17 protein-coding genes are annotated in these 18,659 nt (G+C 59.2%); 9 read left to right on the forward strand and 8 right to left on the reverse strand.

What is annotated here, in order from left to right:
• The first annotated feature begins 228 nt into the window (after positions 1-228).
• Genes A3709_RS07130 through A3709_RS07155 form a run of 6 tightly spaced genes read left to right on the forward strand, consistent with a single transcriptional unit; the run spans position 229 to position 7,068 of the window.
• On the forward strand, positions 229-1,188 hold the full coding sequence (locus A3709_RS07130) for a MoxR family ATPase (protein ID WP_066052243.1): 960 nt from the start codon (positions 229-231) through the stop codon (positions 1,186-1,188).
• The gene (locus A3709_RS07135; RefSeq protein ID WP_066052247.1) at positions 1,185-2,129 is read left to right on the forward strand and encodes a DUF58 domain-containing protein; all 945 of its coding nucleotides are present in this window, start codon (positions 1,185-1,187) and stop codon (positions 2,127-2,129) included. Before A3709_RS07130 ends, A3709_RS07135 begins: the two co-directional genes overlap by 4 nt.
• Complete coding sequence (locus tag A3709_RS07140) at positions 2,126-2,596, forward strand: DUF4381 domain-containing protein (protein ID WP_066052250.1); 471 nt, start codon at positions 2,126-2,128, stop codon at positions 2,594-2,596. Before A3709_RS07135 ends, A3709_RS07140 begins: the two co-directional genes overlap by 4 nt.
• On the forward strand, positions 2,593-3,621 hold the full coding sequence (locus tag A3709_RS07145) for a VWA domain-containing protein (protein ID WP_066052254.1): 1,029 nt from the start codon (positions 2,593-2,595) through the stop codon (positions 3,619-3,621). Before A3709_RS07140 ends, A3709_RS07145 begins: the two co-directional genes overlap by 4 nt.
• A complete protein-coding gene (locus A3709_RS07150) occupies positions 3,618-5,423 on the forward strand; it encodes a VWA domain-containing protein (RefSeq protein WP_231871118.1) in 1,806 nt (601 codons plus the stop codon). The genes A3709_RS07145 and A3709_RS07150 overlap by 4 nt, the downstream gene beginning before the upstream one ends.
• Positions 5,407-7,068, forward strand: coding sequence for a BatD family protein (locus A3709_RS07155; protein WP_066052257.1), 1,662 nt, complete (start codon positions 5,407-5,409; stop codon positions 7,066-7,068). Before A3709_RS07150 ends, A3709_RS07155 begins: the two co-directional genes overlap by 17 nt.
• Here A3709_RS07155 and pepN read toward each other — a convergent pair.
• The 6 genes from pepN to A3709_RS07185 form a co-directional block, all read right to left on the reverse strand.
• Positions 7,061-9,715 (reverse strand): aminopeptidase N, encoded by a 2,655-nt coding sequence (pepN, locus tag A3709_RS07160; protein WP_066052259.1) that lies wholly within the window; start codon positions 9,713-9,715, stop codon positions 7,061-7,063. The genes A3709_RS07155 and pepN overlap by 8 nt on opposite strands.
• A gap of 12 nt (positions 9,716-9,727) precedes the next feature.
• The gene (locus A3709_RS07165) at positions 9,728-10,561 is read right to left on the reverse strand and encodes a DUF2797 domain-containing protein (protein ID WP_231871119.1); all 834 of its coding nucleotides are present in this window, start codon (positions 10,559-10,561) and stop codon (positions 9,728-9,730) included.
• Positions 10,562-10,570: 9 nt separating this feature from the next.
• The gene (locus A3709_RS07170; RefSeq protein WP_066052262.1) at positions 10,571-10,822 is read right to left on the reverse strand and encodes a YeaC family protein; all 252 of its coding nucleotides are present in this window, start codon (positions 10,820-10,822) and stop codon (positions 10,571-10,573) included.
• 96 nt (positions 10,823-10,918) lie between these two features.
• Positions 10,919-11,329 (reverse strand): zf-TFIIB domain-containing protein, encoded by a 411-nt coding sequence (locus A3709_RS07175; protein ID WP_082849965.1) that lies wholly within the window; start codon positions 11,327-11,329, stop codon positions 10,919-10,921.
• 63 nt (positions 11,330-11,392) lie between these two features.
• Complete coding sequence (locus A3709_RS07180; protein ID WP_082849966.1) at positions 11,393-12,238, reverse strand: rhomboid family intramembrane serine protease; 846 nt, start codon at positions 12,236-12,238, stop codon at positions 11,393-11,395.
• The gene (locus A3709_RS07185; protein ID WP_066052269.1) at positions 12,238-13,113 is read right to left on the reverse strand and encodes an NAD(+) kinase; all 876 of its coding nucleotides are present in this window, start codon (positions 13,111-13,113) and stop codon (positions 12,238-12,240) included. Before A3709_RS07185 ends, A3709_RS07180 begins: the two co-directional genes overlap by 1 nt.
• 41 nt (positions 13,114-13,154) lie before the next feature.
• Here A3709_RS07185 and A3709_RS07190 point away from each other — a divergent pair, with 41 nt between their 5' ends.
• Positions 13,155-14,048: a DUF1853 family protein gene (locus A3709_RS07190; RefSeq protein ID WP_066052273.1), complete on the forward strand. Its 894-nt coding sequence runs from the start codon at positions 13,155-13,157 to the stop codon at positions 14,046-14,048.
• Here A3709_RS07190 and A3709_RS07195 read toward each other — a convergent pair.
• Entirely contained in the window at positions 14,015-14,950 is a 936-nt protein-coding gene (locus A3709_RS07195; RefSeq protein WP_066052275.1) for a 1-aminocyclopropane-1-carboxylate deaminase/D-cysteine desulfhydrase, read from the reverse strand. The genes A3709_RS07190 and A3709_RS07195 overlap by 34 nt on opposite strands.
• Positions 14,951-15,010: 60 nt before the next feature.
• Between A3709_RS07195 and A3709_RS07200 the strand changes: the two genes are divergently transcribed.
• The gene (locus tag A3709_RS07200; RefSeq protein WP_066052278.1) at positions 15,011-15,697 is read left to right on the forward strand and encodes a DUF3313 family protein; all 687 of its coding nucleotides are present in this window, start codon (positions 15,011-15,013) and stop codon (positions 15,695-15,697) included.
• A gap of 41 nt (positions 15,698-15,738) precedes the next feature.
• On the opposite strand, the gene lipA is transcribed toward A3709_RS07200, so the two are convergent.
• Positions 15,739-16,728, reverse strand: a complete 990-nt coding sequence (lipA, locus tag A3709_RS07205; protein WP_066052281.1) for a lipoyl synthase — start codon at positions 16,726-16,728, stop codon at positions 15,739-15,741.
• Between the two features lie 123 nt (positions 16,729-16,851).
• Here lipA and A3709_RS07210 point away from each other — a divergent pair, with 123 nt between their 5' ends.
• Entirely contained in the window at positions 16,852-18,651 is a 1,800-nt protein-coding gene (locus tag A3709_RS07210; protein ID WP_066052611.1) for an ABC transporter ATP-binding protein/permease, read from the forward strand.
• Positions 18,652-18,659: the final 8 nt, after the last annotated feature.

The raw sequence follows: 18,659 nt of genomic DNA on the forward strand, positions 1-18,659 counted from the left end.
TATTTCCGTGGTAGTGGGCGAGCCCCGAGCGGTGGGCTTCTATAAACGGAAGTCTAGACCAGTTGAGAGAAAAGTGACCGCTCTCATGGAACCTTTAGTACGGTGAAAAGTCACACTTTAGACACGGGATGGAACCCGCGGTTCGATGCGCTACAATGCCTGCCTCCCCGGCACCGCTACCGCGGTCCGGCACCCCGAAAACGACACACCCGGAAAACAGGAGCGAGCGTGGCTAGCGCTGATTTACGATCTCTTCAGGACTGGCTGAGAAGCCAGATCATTGGCCAGCAACATCTGGTAGAACGCCTCATCATCGCCTTGCTGGCAGACGGCCACCTGCTGGTGGAGGGTGCGCCCGGCCTGGCCAAGACCCGCGCGGTAAAAAGCCTCGCCGATGGCCTGGAAGGGGACTTCCAGCGCATTCAGTTTACGCCGGACCTGCTGCCCGGCGACGTCACTGGCACCGAGATATACCGCCCCCAGGAGGGCTCGTTCCACTTCCAGCGAGGGCCGATTTTCCACCATCTGGTACTGGCTGACGAGATCAATCGCGCGCCAGCCAAAGTCCAGTCAGCGCTGCTGGAAGCCATGGCCGAACGCCAGGTGAGCGTGGGGTCGCAAACCTACGATCTTCCCCCGCTGTTTTTGGTGATGGCCACCCAGAACCCCATCGAGCAGGAGGGTACCTATCCGCTGCCCGAAGCCCAACTGGACCGGTTCCTGCTGCACGTCAACGTGGACTACCCCAGCGCCGAGGCAGAACTGGATATTTTGCGCCTTACCCGCAGTGAGGCACACCAGCAGACTACAGCGGCACTGCCGGCAGAACTTTCGCAGCAGAGCATCTTTGCCGCCCGGGACGAGGTCCTGGCGCTACATATGGCCGAGTCTGTAGAGGAATATATTGTGCAGCTGGTGGTCGCCAGCCGGCACCCGGAGAACTACAGCGCCGAACTCGCTGCCTGGATTGCCTATGGCGGCAGCCCCCGGGCGACGATTGCACTGGACCGCTGTGCCCGCGCCCACGCCTGGCTCGCAGGACGAGACTACGTCAGCCCCGACGACGTCCAGGCAATAGCCGGGGACGTACTGCGCCACCGGCTACTCCTCAGCTTTGAAGCCGAAGCCAATGGCGTCACCCCGGACCAGGTCATCCGCGAACTGTTGCAACTGGTACCCGTCGTTTGACTCAATTGAGTGACATCACCGGCCGCGCCAGGGGCAGTTACGTCCAGCTTGAGCAATTGATTGCACAGCGATTCCCGGCACGCAAACTGCAGCTGCTGCATCGCAACCGGGCGCTCAGCGCCCTCGCCGGCGCCAACAAGTCCAACTTTCGGGGTCGCGGAATTGATTTCGAAGAAGTGCGCCGCTACCAGGCAGGCGACGATATTCGCAGCATCGACTGGCGGGTGACCGCGCGCACAGGCGCAGCCCATACCAAGCTGTTTCGCGAGGAGCGTGAGCGCCCCGTGATGTTGCTGGTCGATCAACGTCAGGGGATGTTCTTCGGCTCTCGCTACTGTTTTAAATCCGTGCTCGCCGCCCGCCTCGCCGCTCTCCTCACCTGGTCGGCACTTGAGGGCGGTGACAAAATCGGAGGACTGGTATTCAACCGGCGTGAGCACCGCGAAATCAAGCCCCGACGCAGTCGGCGCACGGCACTCGCACTACTCTCGGAAATCTGCAAGTACAATTCGGCATTGCCTGTCCCCCCCGGGGAAGGCGGCGCCACCCTGAGTGACACACTGGCCAACCTGCGGCGCGTCACGCGACCGGGCAGCAACGTGTTTCTGATCAGCGACTTCCAGGGCATCGAAGATGACATGGCCTGCGATCACCTCTTTCAGCTCGCCCAACATACCCAGATCTCGGCCATTACCTGTGCTGACCCGCTCGAGATGAACCTGCCCCGTGGCGGTCGCTATACGGTAACCGACGGTGAACTGCGCAGTGAACTGAATACCGCCCACCAGGGATTACGCGAGGCGTATCGCGAATCCTACCGACAACGGCAAGAGGCGCTCGGCACCATCATGCAGCGACTGGGCATACCGCTGCTCCGGGCAACTACTGACGAGTCACCGTTTAATCTATTGCAAACCTACTTCGGCGAGGCCAGGCCGTGAACCCAGCCGATCCCCTGGCGGCACTCGCGCCACTGCGAGCACCTGAGGCCATCGGCGCCTGGCCGCCCGCCCCTGGCTGGTGGCTGCTCGCGATCACAGTACTCGCCGGTATTGCAGCTGGCGCCATCTGGTTGCTACGCCGCTACCAACGCAATCGTTATCGCCGGCAAGGACTCGAAGTCCTCACACGCATCGAGGAACGCTTTCAACAGAACCGCGACCCCATTGCCTGCAGTGCTGCCATCAACAGCCTGCTTAAAAGGGTCGCGCTTCAGGCCTATCCGCAGCGCAACATTGCCGCACTCAGCGGTCAGGACTGGGTCGACTTCCTACAAGACAGTGGCGCTGGCGTGTTCGAACCCGTGTTCGCCGATCTTCACTATCGACCTCGTGCCGATCATATGCCGATCGAAACCTTGCTTACCCAAGCCCGTGAGTGGATTAACCAGCACGAGGTCACGGCATGATCGAGTTACTGTGGCCGTGGATGCTGCCGCTCGCGCCGCTGCCGCTATTGGCGCGCCGATTACTGCCGCCGGCCAACAGCCAGGAGCCAGCGCTGCGAGCTCCCTTCTTTCAGAGCTGGGAAGTTCTGAGCAGCGACAGCCAGCGGCGACGCAGTACATTCCCCGGCTCATTACTGATATGGCTGATATGGCTGCTGCTAGTGACCGCCGCGGCCCGCCCGATGTGGATAGGCGAAGCCATTGAATTGCCCAACAGCGGCCGCGACCTGATGATGGCGGTAGACATCTCTGGCTCCATGGAAACGGACGATATGGAAGTCAATGGCAACCGAGTTTCCCGCTGGGAAGCGGTACGCCAGCTCGGTGCAGACTTTATCGACCAGCGGCGCGGCGACCGGCTCGGGCTGATTCTGTTTGGCAGCAATGCCTATGTGCAATCGCCTCTCAGTTTCGATGGTGCCACGGTGCGGCAGTTCCTGCTCGATGCTCGCATCGGCTTCGCAGGTCAGGAAACCGCCATTGGCGATGCCATCGGCCTCGCAGTGAAACGATTGCGCGAGCGCCCCGCCGAGAACCGGGTGCTTATTCTGCTGAGCGACGGCGAGGACACTGCCAGCTCAGTGCAGCCCTTACAGGCCGCCCGGCTGGCAGCTGACCTGGGCATCAGGATCTACACCATTGGCATCGGCGCCGACAAGATGACAGTACCGGGCCTGTTTGGCTCCAGCTTTGGCTCGCGTCAGGTAAATCCTTCGCGGGGCCTGGATGAGGCAACCTTGAATGAAATCGCACAACTCACTGGCGGGCGATACTTCCGGGCACGTAATCCTGCGGACCTCGCCAGCATCTATGCGGTGGTGGACGACCTGGAGCCCATCGAAGTAGAAAAAGCCAATTATCGACCCCGCAAGGCACTCGGGTATCTGCCCCTGGGCGCAGCGCTCATCATCAGTTTCGCCATCGCGGTCGGCAGGCTGAGAGGTATGAAGCCCTGGCGTTTCGGGCGTTTGGAGGAAACATCGTGAGTTTTCACCTCCTGCGTCCTGAATGGCTGTGGGCAGCGTTGCCCGCGCTACTCCTGGCTGCTGCGCTTTGGCACCGGGCCCGCAGTGCGGGCAACTGGGAGAGCGTGATTGCGCCCGAGCTACTGGCACCGCTGCTGGACGGAGATCGCAACCGCGCCAGGCGTAATGTCGCACCCGCTATCTTAATCATCTGGTTGTTGGCGACCTTCGCTGCGGCCGGGCCAAGCTGGCATCAAATCCCGCAACCTATACACCAGACTGAAGACGCACTGGTGGTGGTTCTGGATTTGAGTTACTCCATGGTCGCGGCGGATCTTGAGCCCTCAAGAATAGACCGCGCCCGCCAAAAGCTACTCGACCTGCTGGCGCGTCGTGACGAGGGTCAAACCGGGTTGATTGCCTATGCCGGTGATGCCCACATTGTTACGCCGCTGACGGATGACACACCGACTATCGCCAATCTGCTGCCCGCGCTACACCCGACCATCATGCCCGTGCCGGGCAGTGATCCTGCCTCGGCGGTGGCCGAGGCTGTATTACTACTACAGTCGGCCGGCATTCGTGACGGCAGCATTCTCCTGGTAACGGACGGCATCGGCGACCGCGACCTGCCCGCACTGCAGGACAGCCTGAATGGCAGCACCGCCACCCTGGCCATCATGGGAGTCGGGACCCCGACGGGCGCTCCGCTCCCCCTGCCCCGAGGCGGATTTCTGAAAGACCCACAGGGCGGCATTGTAATGCCAGGGCTGGAGGAGCGAAATCTGCGCGGCGCAGCCAGCGATGCAGGCGGGCGCTACATGCGCATGCAGATTGACGACAGCGATCTGGACTACCTGCTGGCGGAGGATGAGCTAACGCTAGGCACTCGCACCACCGAGCTTGAGCGCACGGCGGATACCTGGGAAGACCAGGGGTACTGGCTGGTGGTGTTACTGCTAATACCGGCGCTGCTCATGTTTCGTCGTGGCTGGCTAATGGGTCTGGCACCCCTCATATTCATGCCCGCGGCCGAGCAAGCCCACGCCAGCCTCTGGGATGACTTATGGCTAACCCGTGATCAGCAGGGCCAGCGTGCGCTGCAGCAGGACGACCCAGAGACCGCAGCGACCCTGTTCAAAAATCGTGATTGGGCAGGCACCGCGGCCTATCGCGGGGGCGACTACGAACGGGCCGCGCAGGACTTTGCAAGCAATGACACCGCTGACGCTTGGTACAACCGGGGCAATGCTCTCGCCCGGGCCGGACAACTGGATGAGGCGGCGGCAGCCTACCGAGAATCCCTGCGTCGCGACCCCGACGCAGAAGACGCACAGCAGAACCTCGAGCTGGTGGAAAATCTGCAGCAACAGCAGGAGCAACAACAGCAGCAGTCTTCCGAGGATCAGGGCGACGAAGGTAGTGGCCAGCAGCCTGAGCAATCACCGCCTGAGGATCAGCAAGAACCCGGCGATTCGCAAGGCGACCAGTCACCGTCAGACAACGCCAGCGAGCCGGGTGAACAGGACGCCAACGAGGACTCTCAGGAGTCCGCTGATGCCAGTGAGCAGGAGGATCAGCAACAGGGCCGCGAAGACCAGGGCAATCCCCAGGATCCGACCCAGCAATCTCCGGGCGACGAACTAATGAACATGGCCCAACAAGCGGCCACCGACGACGACCTGGAGCGCGATCAGGCCATGGAACAATGGTTGCGCCGCGTGCCCGACGATCCGTCGGGCCTTCTGCGCGAGAAATTCAGGTACGAGAGCCGTCAGCGACAACAACAGGGACAAGGCACTAAAGATGAAACCTACTGGTAAACTGGCGATTGCCCTGCTTGGGCTGCTCATCAGCCAGGTCACACTGGCCAAGGTAGAGGCAACCCTCGACCGCTACCGAGTAGCGCTCGGCGACACCCTGAATCTGACGGTAACTGTGACTGAGGACGACGAAGACCTCGGCGACATCAATACGGGCCTCATTATTCAGGATTTCGAAATTCTCAATCAATCCACTCGCAGCAGCACCCAGGTTATCAATGGCCAGCGCAATCACCAGCGCCAGCTCATACTCAACATTACGCCCAAGCGCACCGGCACATTGAGCATACCGGCGCTGCAAAGCGGCGCCAGTTCCAGCGCACCGCTGGTGGTGGAAGTGGGTGAGCCCGTCGATATAGACCCCGGCGCAGAAACCGTATTGTTTGAGGCAGAGCTGGATCGTGAGTCCGTTTACGTACAGGGGCAGCTGCTGCTGACACTGCGCTTGCAACAGGCGGTTAACTTGCAGCAGCGCAGCATCAGCGAACTGCAACTCGACGATGCATTCGTACTCCCCCTGGAACAACGCAGCTTCCAGCGCAATGTCGGCGGTCGCCCGTGGCTGGTGCACGAGGTACGTTACGCTGTATTTCCCGAACAAAGCGGCACCCTGTCGATACCCGCACAGTCTTTCAGCGCCCGCGAGGGAAGCCGTCTGCGCGGCCGCCTGGTACGCCTGCAAACGCCGGCAATCGAAGTCCAGGTTCTGCCGCGTCCCGCCAGCTACCCTGCAGGCGCAACCTGGTTGCCAGCCCGGGATGTCAGCATCGAGGAGCAGTGGTCAAGCGATCCGCAGCAGTTGACCGAGGGCGGTTCTGTTACGCGCAGCCTGCGCCTGGTGGCCGAGGGAATGCAAGGGGCTCAGCTACCCCCGATAACGATCGAGCCGGTTGCAGGCATCAAATTCTTCCCGGATCAGCCGGATATCGCCGACAGCGAAATTGCCAGTGGCAAACGCGGTGTGCGCACCGACAGTGCCGCGCTGGTAGCCACCCGACCAGGCCAGTTCACGCTGCCGGAAATTCGCATTCCCTGGTGGGATATTGAAACGGAACAACTCCGCTATGCCGTGCTGCCCGCCAGAACCATCGATGTGGCGCCAGCAGTCCAGGTGACAAGTGGCAGCATGGCGGGCCCAGGCGCGCCAGTGAGCACAACCGTTGCCACACCGATGGTAGCTGCCGCGAACAGCCTCTGGTCTTGGCTGGCGGTTTTTATGGGCACGGGTTGGGCCGTCACCGCAGGATTGTGGTGGCGCAGCCGCAGAGGACAGTTAGAGGGCACAGACGAGGCACCGGAGGCACCCGACCTGCCCCGCTGCTACAAGAGCCTTTTGGCAGCCTGCGCCGCGGGCAGTACCAGTGACGCCAGGCAGTGGCTGCTGCGCTGGTCGGCGGCGCTGGAGCCAGCGCTGGCGGGGCAAAGCATGCAGCAGGTATCGAACTATTTCGGCCATCCCGAACTGGGTAGCGCAATAGAAGAAATGAACGCCCTGCTCTACCGCAATCAGGACAACCTTCACTCGTGGGACGGCAGCAAGCTTGCCACTATCGTCAAGCAACTGCACAAGGGCAGGAAAAAAAGTGGCGCCAGGACACACGCCCTGCCGCCTCTTTATCCCACAGAAAGTCGCGCCACTACTTGAGCGACTTGCTCACCACTTCAAAGACGTCCGGTGACAAGCCGTCCATCGATGCGAGCAGTTCCAGTTCGGAGCGCATTTGCTCTGCCCGGCCCTGGTAGTAGCGCCACTTGGTGAGCGGTGCTAGCAGTCGCGAGGCAATCTGCGGATTGATGCTATTTAGCTCGGCTACGACCTGACGCAGCAGACGATAACCGCTGCCATCTTCGCGGTGGAAATTCAGCGGGTTCTGCCCGGCAAAGGTTCCCACCAGTGAGCGCACCTTATTCGGGTTACGTAAATCAAAGTCAGGGTGCTCCATCAGGTGACGCACCCGGGCAATAGCGCCGTCGTCGGGCATCGACGCCTGCACCGCCAACCACTGGTTTACAGCCAGAGTCTCATGCCCCCAGTCTTCGTAGAACTTCGCCATGGGCGCTTCCCAGTCACTGCGGCTACCAAACTGGCTCAACACCCGCAGCGCTGCGAGACGTTCGGTAATGTTGTCTGCAGCGGCAAACTGCGCATTCGCCAATGCCAGCCCGCTAGCACCTGCTGCGGCCAGATAGTTCAGGCAGACTGCCCGCAGGCTGCGTGCCGCAATTTGCTCACCGGTGGCGGCGTAATTCGCTTCGACAGCCAGCTGGGCATAGCGCTGCTCGAGCGCCTCCCGGCAGTGGCTACCCACGGCGGCCAGAACCGCAGTCCGGGCACGGTAAATACCCTGTACGTCAGCCGCTCCCTCACCTGCTAACTCCGCGAGGTAGTTTTCGCTGGGCAGCGACAACATTTCCGCCAGCATGGCCGGATCCAGCGCGTCATCCTGTAACAGCGCCCCACAGGCCTCTAGGAACAATGGATCGACCTGGGCCTCATCACCGGCCAGCAACTGCGCCTGTACTTCGGTTATAACGCTCACCGCGAGGGATTGCGCACTGTCCCATCGAACAAAGCCATCATCATCGCCGCTCATCAGACGACAGAGGTCGTTGCGGCTGTAGTCAAACTCAAGTCGAACGGGCGCAGAGAAACCGCGCAGCAGCGAGGGTACGGGTTTTTCCGGCAAGCCTTCAAACACAAACGTCTGCTCCGGCTTGTCGACCATTAATACCATATGGGTGTTGTCCTCAGTATCGGGATCAGGCGCCTCGCCTTGCAACTGCAAACGCAGGTTGCCGGCGTCGCCAAGCAGCCCCATCGCCACCGGGATCACAAAAGGTTTCTTGTCATCCTGGCCGGGCGTTGCCGGGCAGCTCTGGGAGATCGTGAGCGCATAGCTGCCGGCCTCCTCGTTCCAGGCATCGGTTACCGTCAAACGCGGCGTGCCGGCCTGGGAATACCAGTTACGGAATTGGCCCAAGTCCACACCACTGGCTTCTTCCATGGCCAACACAAAGTCTTCGCAGGTCACTGCCTGGCCGTCATGACGCGCAAAATACAGATCTGATCCCGCGCGGAAGGCTTGTGGCCCGAGCAGGGTGTGAATCATGCGCACCACCTCGGCCCCTTTCTCATACACTGTAAGAGTGTAGAAATTATTAATTTCTATGTACGATTCGGGGCGCACAGGATGAGCCATTGGCCCGGCATCTTCGGCAAACTGGGCACTGCGCAGCAGGGTAACGTCCTCAACCCGCTTGACCGTGCGCGACCCCATATCAGAGGAAAATTCCGCATCGCGAAACACGGTGAAACCTTCTTTGAGACTGAGCTGGAACCAGTCCCGACAGGTAACGCGGTTGCCGGACCAGTTATGGAAGTACTCGTGAGCGACAATGGCCTCTACGCGCTGGTAACCGACGTCGGTCGTGGTATTGGGGTCACACAACACACAGGAAGTGTTGAAGATATTGAGGCTCTTGTTTTCCATCGCCCCCATGTTGAAATCATCGACTGCCACGACATTGAAAATATCCAGGTCGTACTCGCGGCCGAACACTTCCTCATCCCAGCGCATGGAACGCTTGAGCGAATCCATGGCATGGTCGCACTTGTCGATATCTTTCTCTTCTACATAAATACGCAGCGCCACCTCACGTCCGCTGCAAGTGGTGAAGCTATCTTCGATGTGTTCGAGGTCTCCCGCTACCAGGGCGAACAAATAGCTGGGCTTGGGGAAAGGATCGTGCCACAACACGCGCGTTAGCCCGTTCGCCAGCGGGGAGGTCTCTTCCAGGTTGCCATTGGACAGAAGCACCGGATAGCGGTCCGCATCGGCGTCAATGGTGACCGTAAACACACTCATTACATCGGGGCGATCGAGGTAATAGGTGATCTTTCTAAAACCTTCCGCCTCACACTGGGTACAGAACATGGTCTGTGATCGGTACAGGCCTTCCAGCGAAGTATTCAACTGGGGTCGGATGCGCGTTACACAGGACAGCAGACACTGCTCGGGCAGGTCGCGCAATACCAGGGTTGCCTCACCCACTTCGTAACAGCTGGGATCGAGAACGTCACCATCGAGATAGATCTCGACCAGCTCCAGATCCTGGCCATCGAGGATGAGCTCTGAACTATCACCATTTTCAGTATTGCGCAGCAGGTGCAGGCGCGACGTGACCAGCGTCTCTTCCTCACCGAGCACGAAATGCAGCTCGGTGCGGTTGATCAGATAGTTGGGGGCCTGATAATCCTTCAGGTAAATCGTTCCGGGATTAGCGTCTCGCATAGGTCTTCTCAATCAAATTTTGGCGACTTCTAGGTGGTAACCAGCGTACTTGCGCATGTTGATCACGCCGGTATCGAAAATCAGGTATTGACCCTTTATTCCCTGGAATGTCCCCTCAATCAGAGGTGCCTTGTCCAGGTTAAAGGACTTCACTTTTGTCGGGTGTTCGAGCACCGGATAGCGAATACGGGTTTCTTCAGCGCCTTCCAGCGGGGTAATTGCCTGTAGGCCGAAGCGCTCCTGCAAGGCCGCGAGTTCATCGCCGCAGGCACTCATCAAAGCCTGACGACGCTGCTCGAGATCCACAGGTTCAGCATCGCCTTTCAGCATTGCCTGCCAGCTGGTTTTGTCGGCGACATGGCTTTTAAACATGGTCTCAACCAGCCCGGACTGAAGCCGGGTGCTGACTCTGAATATTGGTTGTGCCTGGGTTGCACCCTGATCTATCCAGCGGGTGGGTACCTGGCTGTGGCGGGTAATGCCGACCTTTACACCCGAAGTATTCGAGAGATAGACGAAGTGATCGATCATGCAATTGGCTTCGCCCCACTGCGGCTCGCGGCAGGTGCCCGCATCGTAATGGCACTTCTCCGGCGACATGATGCAGGTGTCACATCGGGCCAGGCGCTTGAAACAGGGGTAACAAAAGCCCTGACTAAAGCTCTTGTTGGTCTTACGATCGCAGGCAATACAATTAATCTGTCCGGAATACGATAGCGAAAGCGCACTACCCAGCAGCGCATTCATGGGCAGGTGACTATCGCCCAGTGGCAGCTGGTATTGCACTTCATCACCGAGCTCTGTTGTCATTTTGCGCACCGCGCCGCTCGCCAGAATCTCAGGCACCGTTTTCTCCTACTTCCAGTTAAGGGGTGTTTCTACGGGGTCGTCACAGTTGTCGCCTTCCTTGTGACCCTTATCGATGTAGCCAATACGCTGCTCAGCGGGAAGATGCTGTTCGCCCCAGGCGATAATCGCCTGCATGGCGTGTTCACGCTGTTCAGGGGTTACCGGTTTACCATCAGGCCACTTGCCCAGTTCCACAGCCTTGCGCAGACTCGTATAAATCTCCGGGGTCATATTTTCGATTAATTGCTGGTAGTTCATAGGGCTTCCGCAGGGACAATAAAGGCAGGCGATTATACTCCCCGCGGGCCCATAGAAAAACGCCCCGCAGATGCGGGGCGTCGATATTCCATCAGATCAGGGACAAACGGTTTCCCTACTCCCTTTGATGACCCCCCGGAACCAGTCCAGCAGGTTCTCGTCCTTAAAGTCAGAGAACTCACCCGCGTCCATGAATATCCCGTGCTCGGGACACACTTCATACCAGATGTGCTTCTGCTTGACGTCAGAGGTCAGCTCCATGGGCTTGTTACACCGGGGACAATTAATGTCTACCCGGCTATCCCACTTCCAACCCTCTTTGACACTGCCGGAGTCGACCATGGCGCTGTCGGGCAGGCTTTTAAGTTGCTGGGCTTCATCGGCGTCGAACCACAGTCCACGGCAGTTGGTGCAGCGATCAATCGTTATCCCTTCGTGAGTCACTTCCTCCATGCCGTGTCCACACTTGGGGCACTTCAGACTATGAACTGATTCATTGAACTCCATGGCGCTGCCTCTTATCAGTGTTCCGCATCCAGTATAGTCACCGCGCCGCTATCGGCAAGCCTCTCAGGTACGGCGTGACATGGCACCAAACAGGCCGCCGAGCGCCGCGCCCGCCAACAGGCCGCCCAGGTGTGCCGCGTTGGCAATCGCACCCATGCCCAGGCCTTCCAGCACCCCCAGATAACCGGCCACCAGCCAGCCGACCATAAACACCATAAGGGCCGGCGGTGGCTGAATGGCCCAAGCTGGCTGCAGCAGTGGTGCCACCCAGGCAAATCCCAGTAAGCCGTAGACAACGCCGGACAACCCACCGAATATCGACGGTCCCCCACTGGCAAACTGGACACCGTTGGACACCACGGCAATAACAACTATCAGCCCGAGCTGGTTGAGCTCGCCCAACACGCCCTCAGTGCGCCGACCGAACTCCCACAGCCAGAGACAGTTGAAGATGATATGTAACCAGCCAAAGTGCAGAAATATCGGGCTGACCAGGCGCCAGTACTGCTGCCCCATCTCATAAAACACCAGCTGCCTACCGACGATATCTACCGGCTGAAAAGTGAGCCAGGGGATCAGCTGTTGCTGCCCGAATACTTCGATGACCAGGAACATACCGATCGCCACCACACAGAAAGCGGCGGTGACCGGCCACTGCCGCCAATTCAGCGACGGCGTTGTGGCATTGGCCCTGCCCCCGCTGGCGACACTGATAGTGACCTCGTCCGCCCGCCAGGCCCGGTACAGCTCGCGCACCGGTGCCACATGTTCCTCGGCATAAACGACCAGCACCTGCCGGCCCTCTTCCTCGAATATTCGATGTGGCAGGCCACGAGTGCGCAGTAACGCAGTAAGCGGCAGCAGGTTTTCCTCGACCGGTACGTCGAGCACGACAATAGGGGCAGACACTAATCGACCAGCGCGTTACTCCAGCGCAGCTTGTCGCGGCAACTGGCATAAAAACTGTGCCCCACTGGATGCAGCAGACGCAGCGCATGGGGTTTCTTGCGAATCAGCACCGAATCACCGGGCCGCGCCGTCATGTTCTCCTGACCGTCACAGGTTACTGGCGGATGAATACGATTGCGGGCCAGAATATCAACCCGGATTTCGCTGGAACCATCGACGACAATAGGCCGGCTGCTCAGGGCGTGAGGGAACATAGGTACCAGCACGATCGCGTCGAGCGAGGGATGCATGATCGGGCCACCGCCGGACAGTGAGTAAGCCGTTGAACCGGTCGGGGTAGACACGATCAGGCCATCGGCGCGCTGGCGATAGACAAAGGTGTCGTCGATACTCAGTTCGATCTCGATCATCTGTGCCGACGCACCCGAGTTGACGACCACGTCATTGAGGGCATCTGCTTTGGCGACAACCTCACCGTCACGCACGACATGAGCGTCGAGCAGGAATCGGTGCTCCTCATCGAACTTACCGTCGAGCACATGGGGAATCTGGTCGGCAATCAAATCCGGCGTGATATCGGTAAGGAATCCCAACCGCCCCCGGTTCACACCGAGCACGGCTGTGCCATATTTAGCGAGGGTGCGAGCTGCGCCCAGCAGACTGCCATCGCCACCCGAGACAATAACCAGATCAGCCCACTCGCCGATCTCATCGGGCGTACCCACACTGACGCCGTGGCCCGGCACCAGTTCTTCCAGACGGTCCTGCAGCATGACCTGATGGCCACGTACGCCTAACAGTTCCAACAATTCCTGCAGAACCGGGCCTAGCCCATCCTGCTGGCTGCGGCCTACCAGCCCAACCTTGTCAAACATTGCCGAAGGTCCATTTTTACGAGGGCTGTTATTATAGCCACATGACTGCCCCCTCTCACAAGCTGGCGCTACCCTGGCGTAATCGCGCCGTGCGCGATCTGGCCTGGTCCTGTTTCTCCACACCCATGATCGACTGCGCCACGTTGCCCGCGCAGATGCTGCCGGCCACAACCACCAATTGCCAACTGCGGCTCAGCCGCCAGCGTCGCGACTGGCTGGATGGATTGGATCAGCAACCGGCACCACTTGAAGCCTATATCGAAACCACTCGTGGCGGCCGCCTCGGCCTGTACTTTGAGAAACTCTGGCATTTTTTTCTTGAACAGGATCCCCAAGTTGATCTGCTGGCCACGAATCTGGCGGTGCGCCACGAAGGCCGCACCCTCGGCGAATTTGATGTGATCTATTTTTGCCGCCAACGTCGCCGCCATATTCATCTGGAACTGGCGGTCAAATTCTACCTGCGCGGGCCAAACGTCACTGGCAGCGCCTGGGAGCATTGGTTAGGGCCCAACACCCGTGACCGGCTGGATCTCAAAGTGAAGCGTATGCGTGACCATCAACTGGCGCTGTCCGACCGCGAGGAGGCCGCAGCTGTGCTAACCGCTCTGGGTGTCACAGCACTCGATCGGGAAATGGAAGTGAAAGGGCGACTATTTGCTCCCTGCGATCAGCCTGGCGAGCCTCCCCCTGGCTGGCCAGTCACAGCGCCGCTCGATACCTATCAGCATTGCGCCAGCCCCGACATGCCTCCTGAGGGTGCAACACTGCTTGAAAGAGAGTTCTGGCTAGCCCCCCTGCTCGAGCGCCCCGCTCGCGACAACCGTGGCGAACCCCATGCCCATCGACCGCAACTGGTGGCAGAGCTGGATACCTGCGGCGCGGAACTGCGCCGCTACTTTCAGGTACCTGAGACCTGGCCGTCGCCCGCCTGATTGAGCCAGGCAAAGCCACGGCGCCCCTGCAGACCTCCGGTATGGACCAATACAAGCCGCTCATGGGGTGACACTCCCTTATCCCGCAGCAATTGCGCAACCGCATAGAACATTTTGGCAGTGTAAACCGGCTCAAGGGGGATGGCGTGAACGGCTTCAAAGTCGAGCATGAATTCCCGCAGCGCACCATTGACCCGAGCGAAACCGCCACAATGGAATTCGTGATGTATGCGCCAGGGCACGTTGGCGACCTGGCCCACTTCAGTTAGCAACATCTGCACACGCGCCTCCAGATCCTGTGCCCCGCGAAGGGCAGATATACCGTGCAGCTGGATATCCGGCGCCAGCGCTGCCGCCAATCCAGCAAGCGTTGCGCCACTACCAACAGGGACAAATACCCGATCTATAGACTCGGGGCGCTGATTGATCGCATCGGCGATGGCTCGACAACCCAGTACCGCTTCGGCATTCGCCCCGCCCTCCGGCAATACCACACAAGAGCCGAAGCGGCGACGCAGTACCTGCTGGTATTCAGGTTCATTGCGGCGGCGATACTCCGTGCGATCTACTGCGACCAGTTGCATGCCCCACGCCCGAGCATCCCTGAGCATCGCTGTTTCCGTCTCGCCACCGCGGACAATGCCAATCGTTTCCAAGCCCTGCTCCGCCCCTACCGCGGCCAGTGCATGCAGATGATTTGACCAGCCACCACCAAAGCTGAGCACCCGGGTTTGTCCCTGCTCGCGCAAACGCTGCAGATTCAGACGCAGTTTGAATAGCTTGTTCCCCGGTGCCCTGGCCCCCACCTGATCCAGGCGCAGCACATCGATATTGCCAAGCGTCTGCCCCAGTACAGGGGCTTCAGAGAGAGAAGAAAAAGGTAGTGGTGATGTCGTTTCCATCTATAGTATTGTCTAGTGATTAAGGTACCTGAGAAAAGCAAAATCCGTTAAGGAGCAACCATGTTACACAAACTTCTATTGCCGGTAGCGGCTGTCGCACTGATCAGCGCCTGCTCCAGTGCGCCTCCCACTGTCCAGACTGGCGATGACGCCGAGGTCATTGGCGAGAACCTTCACCGGGTCGACAATACCCGGGCTGACATGGCCTATATCGATCCGAACGCCGACTTTTCCAAGTACCGCAAAGTCATGCTGCGGCCGCTGGGCGTGGATAACGTAGAAATCGTGCAACCTGATCGGTCGACCAGCGTCAATATGCGTCGCGACTGGGAGCTGACTGACAGCGACAAGCAGACCCTGCAGCAGATTTACCATGACGCCATGGTCAAACAGTTGGGTGACAAAGGCGACTTCGAGATCGTCGACACCGCCGATGATGATGTGCTGGAGATTGCGGCCATGATCACCGGTCTGGCTCCTTCTGCCGCCAAAGACGACAATCGTTCACGTTCGGTGGGTCGTTCCTATGTCATCACCGAGGGTGCGGGCGCTATTGCCGTGGCGGTTGCGTTTGGCGACTCAGAGACCGGGGAAGTACTGGCGCTGGTCAAGGACTCACGCACCAGCAATGACCACTGGGGACTGAACAACAGCGTGAGCAATCGCGCAGACGTACAACGTGTCTTCACCAGCTGGGCCATGCAGATCAACACCTCACTGGGCAAGATTACCGGGCAGGCCGACTGACCATGCCAATGTCATTCAGGTAGCCCTCTTGCAGGGCTACCTCATAAACCCACGTTATTCTTTGCCAACACCTGCTCAGCACGGTAACTGGAGCGCACAAAGACTCCGGACACCACCTCCAGGAACCCCTTCTCAAGCCCCCACTGGCGATAGGTCTCAAACTCCTCGGGAGACACATAGCGATCAATGGGATAGTGATTTGGCGTCGGCTGCAGATACTGGCCAAAAGTGAGAATATCGACATTGGCCTCACGTAAATCATCCATACAGGCCAGGATTTCTTCCTCTGTTTCGCCCAGGCCCAGCATCAGGCTGGTCTTGGTCAGCACATCAGACCGATAAGCCTTGGCGTGGGCCAGAACTTCCAGCGTCTGTTCGTAGGTCGCGCGAGGATCGCGCACCGGATGTGTGAGGCGCTTGACGGTCTCAACGTTCTGGGCAAACACCTCAATGCCGGAATCCACCACGGTCTCCACATCCGCCAGCACGCCGAGGAAATCCGGCGTCAACGCTTCCACGGCCGTATCGGGATTACGGGACTTCACCTCGCGAACACAGGCGGCGTAGTGCCCTGCCCCGCCATCGTCCAGGTCATCGCGGTTGACCGAGGTGAGCACCACATACTTAAGGCCCATCAGGGAAACAGAATTTGCCGTATTGGCCGGCTCTTCAGGGTCGAGCCAGCCTCGCGGGTTACCCGTATTCACCGAGCAGAACTGGCAGGCTCGGGTACACACATCACCCATTAACATAATAGTGGCGGTACCCGAACTCCAGCACTCGCTCATGTTGGGGCACTTTGCCTCTTCACACACCGTCGCCAGCTTGTGTTCGTGAACAATCGAAGTGACCCGATCGTAAGTCTGCCCGCCCTTGACCTTTATTCTCAGCCAGTCAGGTTTCGCCAGCCGCTCGGCAGGGGCCGCGCTGGCTTTAACACCATCCTTAATAGCGCGAACGCCACGGGCATTCACGAACTTCTCTCCACTACTGACCTGAGTGACGGGAATAAGGTTTTCTTTCTCTGACATCGGGACCACTTTGGGCTGGAGAATGACCCCCGATTATACCTGAATAGTCCGCCCTACAAGCCAGCTTGGGTGCCCATTTTCCGTCCATGGCCCAGCGGCACAGAAACCCGTAGAATGCGCGCCATGCGTGGACACAATACTGTAGTACCTCCGGATACGGCGATTAACTGGCGTATCATCAAACACCTCATACCTTACCTGCTCGAATCCAAGTATCGGGTCGGGCTGGCGTTGGCCTGTCTGGTCGCCGCAAAAGGCGCCATTCTTTACATCCCGTTTCTGCTCAAACACCTGGTAGACGCCCTCGAGCAAGGCGGCCCGGAGCTGACCCTGTCACTATTGCTCGGACTGGTGCTCGCCTACGGTGGTGCCCGGTTCGCCAACGTGTTCTTCGGTGAATTGAGAGACACAATTTTTGGCCGCGTCACTGAGAACGCCATGCGCAAAATCGGCCTGCAGGTGTTTCGCCACGTCCACTCACTGGATCTCAAGTATCACACGGAAAGGCGCACGGGCGGCCTGGCCAGGGACATAGAACGTGGCACCACCGGGATTAGCTTCCTGATGCGCTTTTTCGTGTTCAACATCGCACCTACCCTGTTCGAGATCGCCATGGTGGTCGGTATTCTGCTGTTTAACTACGGCGCGGGATTCGCCGTAATTACCCTGGCAGCGGTAATAAGCTATGGCCTGTTTACCGTACGGGCAACAGACTGGCGAACCCAGTTTGTGCGCGAAATGAACGCCGCCGACTCCGCCAGCAATACCCGAGCTGTGGACAGCCTGCTCAACTTTGAGACGGTCAAATACTTTACCAACGAAGACTTTGAAGCCAATCGCTACGACAAGGAGCTGGCCGCCTGGGAGCAGGCCCGGCGGCGCAACCGATTGTCGCTATTTGGCCTCAATGGTGGTCAGGCATTTATTATTGCTGTCGCCCAGACTGCCATGATCGGCCTGGCCGCCTGGCAGGTCAGCGATGGCATTCTAACCCTGGGCGACTTCATTCTCATTAACCAGTTCATGATTCAATTGTTCATGCCACTGGGCTTTCTTGGCTTCGTCTTCCGCGAGATCAAGGGCTCAATGGCCAACATCGAAAAGATGTTTGAGCTTTTGGCCATCCAGCCCGGAATCACCGATCGCCCCGGCGCAAAGGCATTGGATTTCCAGCGCGGCCTAATTCGCTTCGACCAGGTTGCGTTCAGTTACGATGAAGAGCGACAAATACTCAAGAACGTGAGCTTCGATATCCACCCCGGCGAAAAAGTCGCCGTGGTCGGTGCCAGCGGCTCGGGCAAATCCACCCTCGTCAAATTGTTGTTCCGATTCTACGACCCTGACAGCGGCACCATCACCATCGACGGCCAGGATATCAGCGACGTCACCCAGGCCAGTCTGCGCCGGGAGATTGGCATTGTGCCTCAGGATACGGTGCTGTTTAACGACACTATCCGCGAGAATATTCGCTACGGAAACCCCGATGCCAGCGAGGCTGACATCGATGAGGCTATTCGTCTCGCTCACCTCGAAACGTTTATCGGGCAGCTACCTGAAGGCGGAGATACGCTTGTCGGAGAGCGTGGACTGAAACTCTCCGGGGGCGAAAAACAGCGGGTATCCATTGCCAGGACCATTCTCAAACGGCCGCCTGTGCTGGTCTTTGACGAGGCCACCTCCTCCCTGGATTCGCGCTCCGAGCAGGCCATTCTGGAAGCGCTGGCGCAAATTTCCAAAGGCCACACCAGTCTGGTAATCGCCCACCGTCTGTCGACCATCGTGGACGCCGACCGAATTATCGTGCTGCACCACGGCAAGATTACCGAAAGCGGTACCCACGAAGCCCTGCTGGCCCTGGATGGCCGCTATGCCCGACTATGGCGGGTGCAGCGGAGCCGGCAGGATGCCAGCACCGCTCAATAGCCCCTGTT

Origin of the sequence: Halioglobus sp. HI00S01 (assembly GCF_001635445.1) — a bacterium.
Classification (GTDB): Bacteria; Pseudomonadota; Gammaproteobacteria; order Pseudomonadales; family Halieaceae; genus Halioglobus; species Halioglobus japonicus.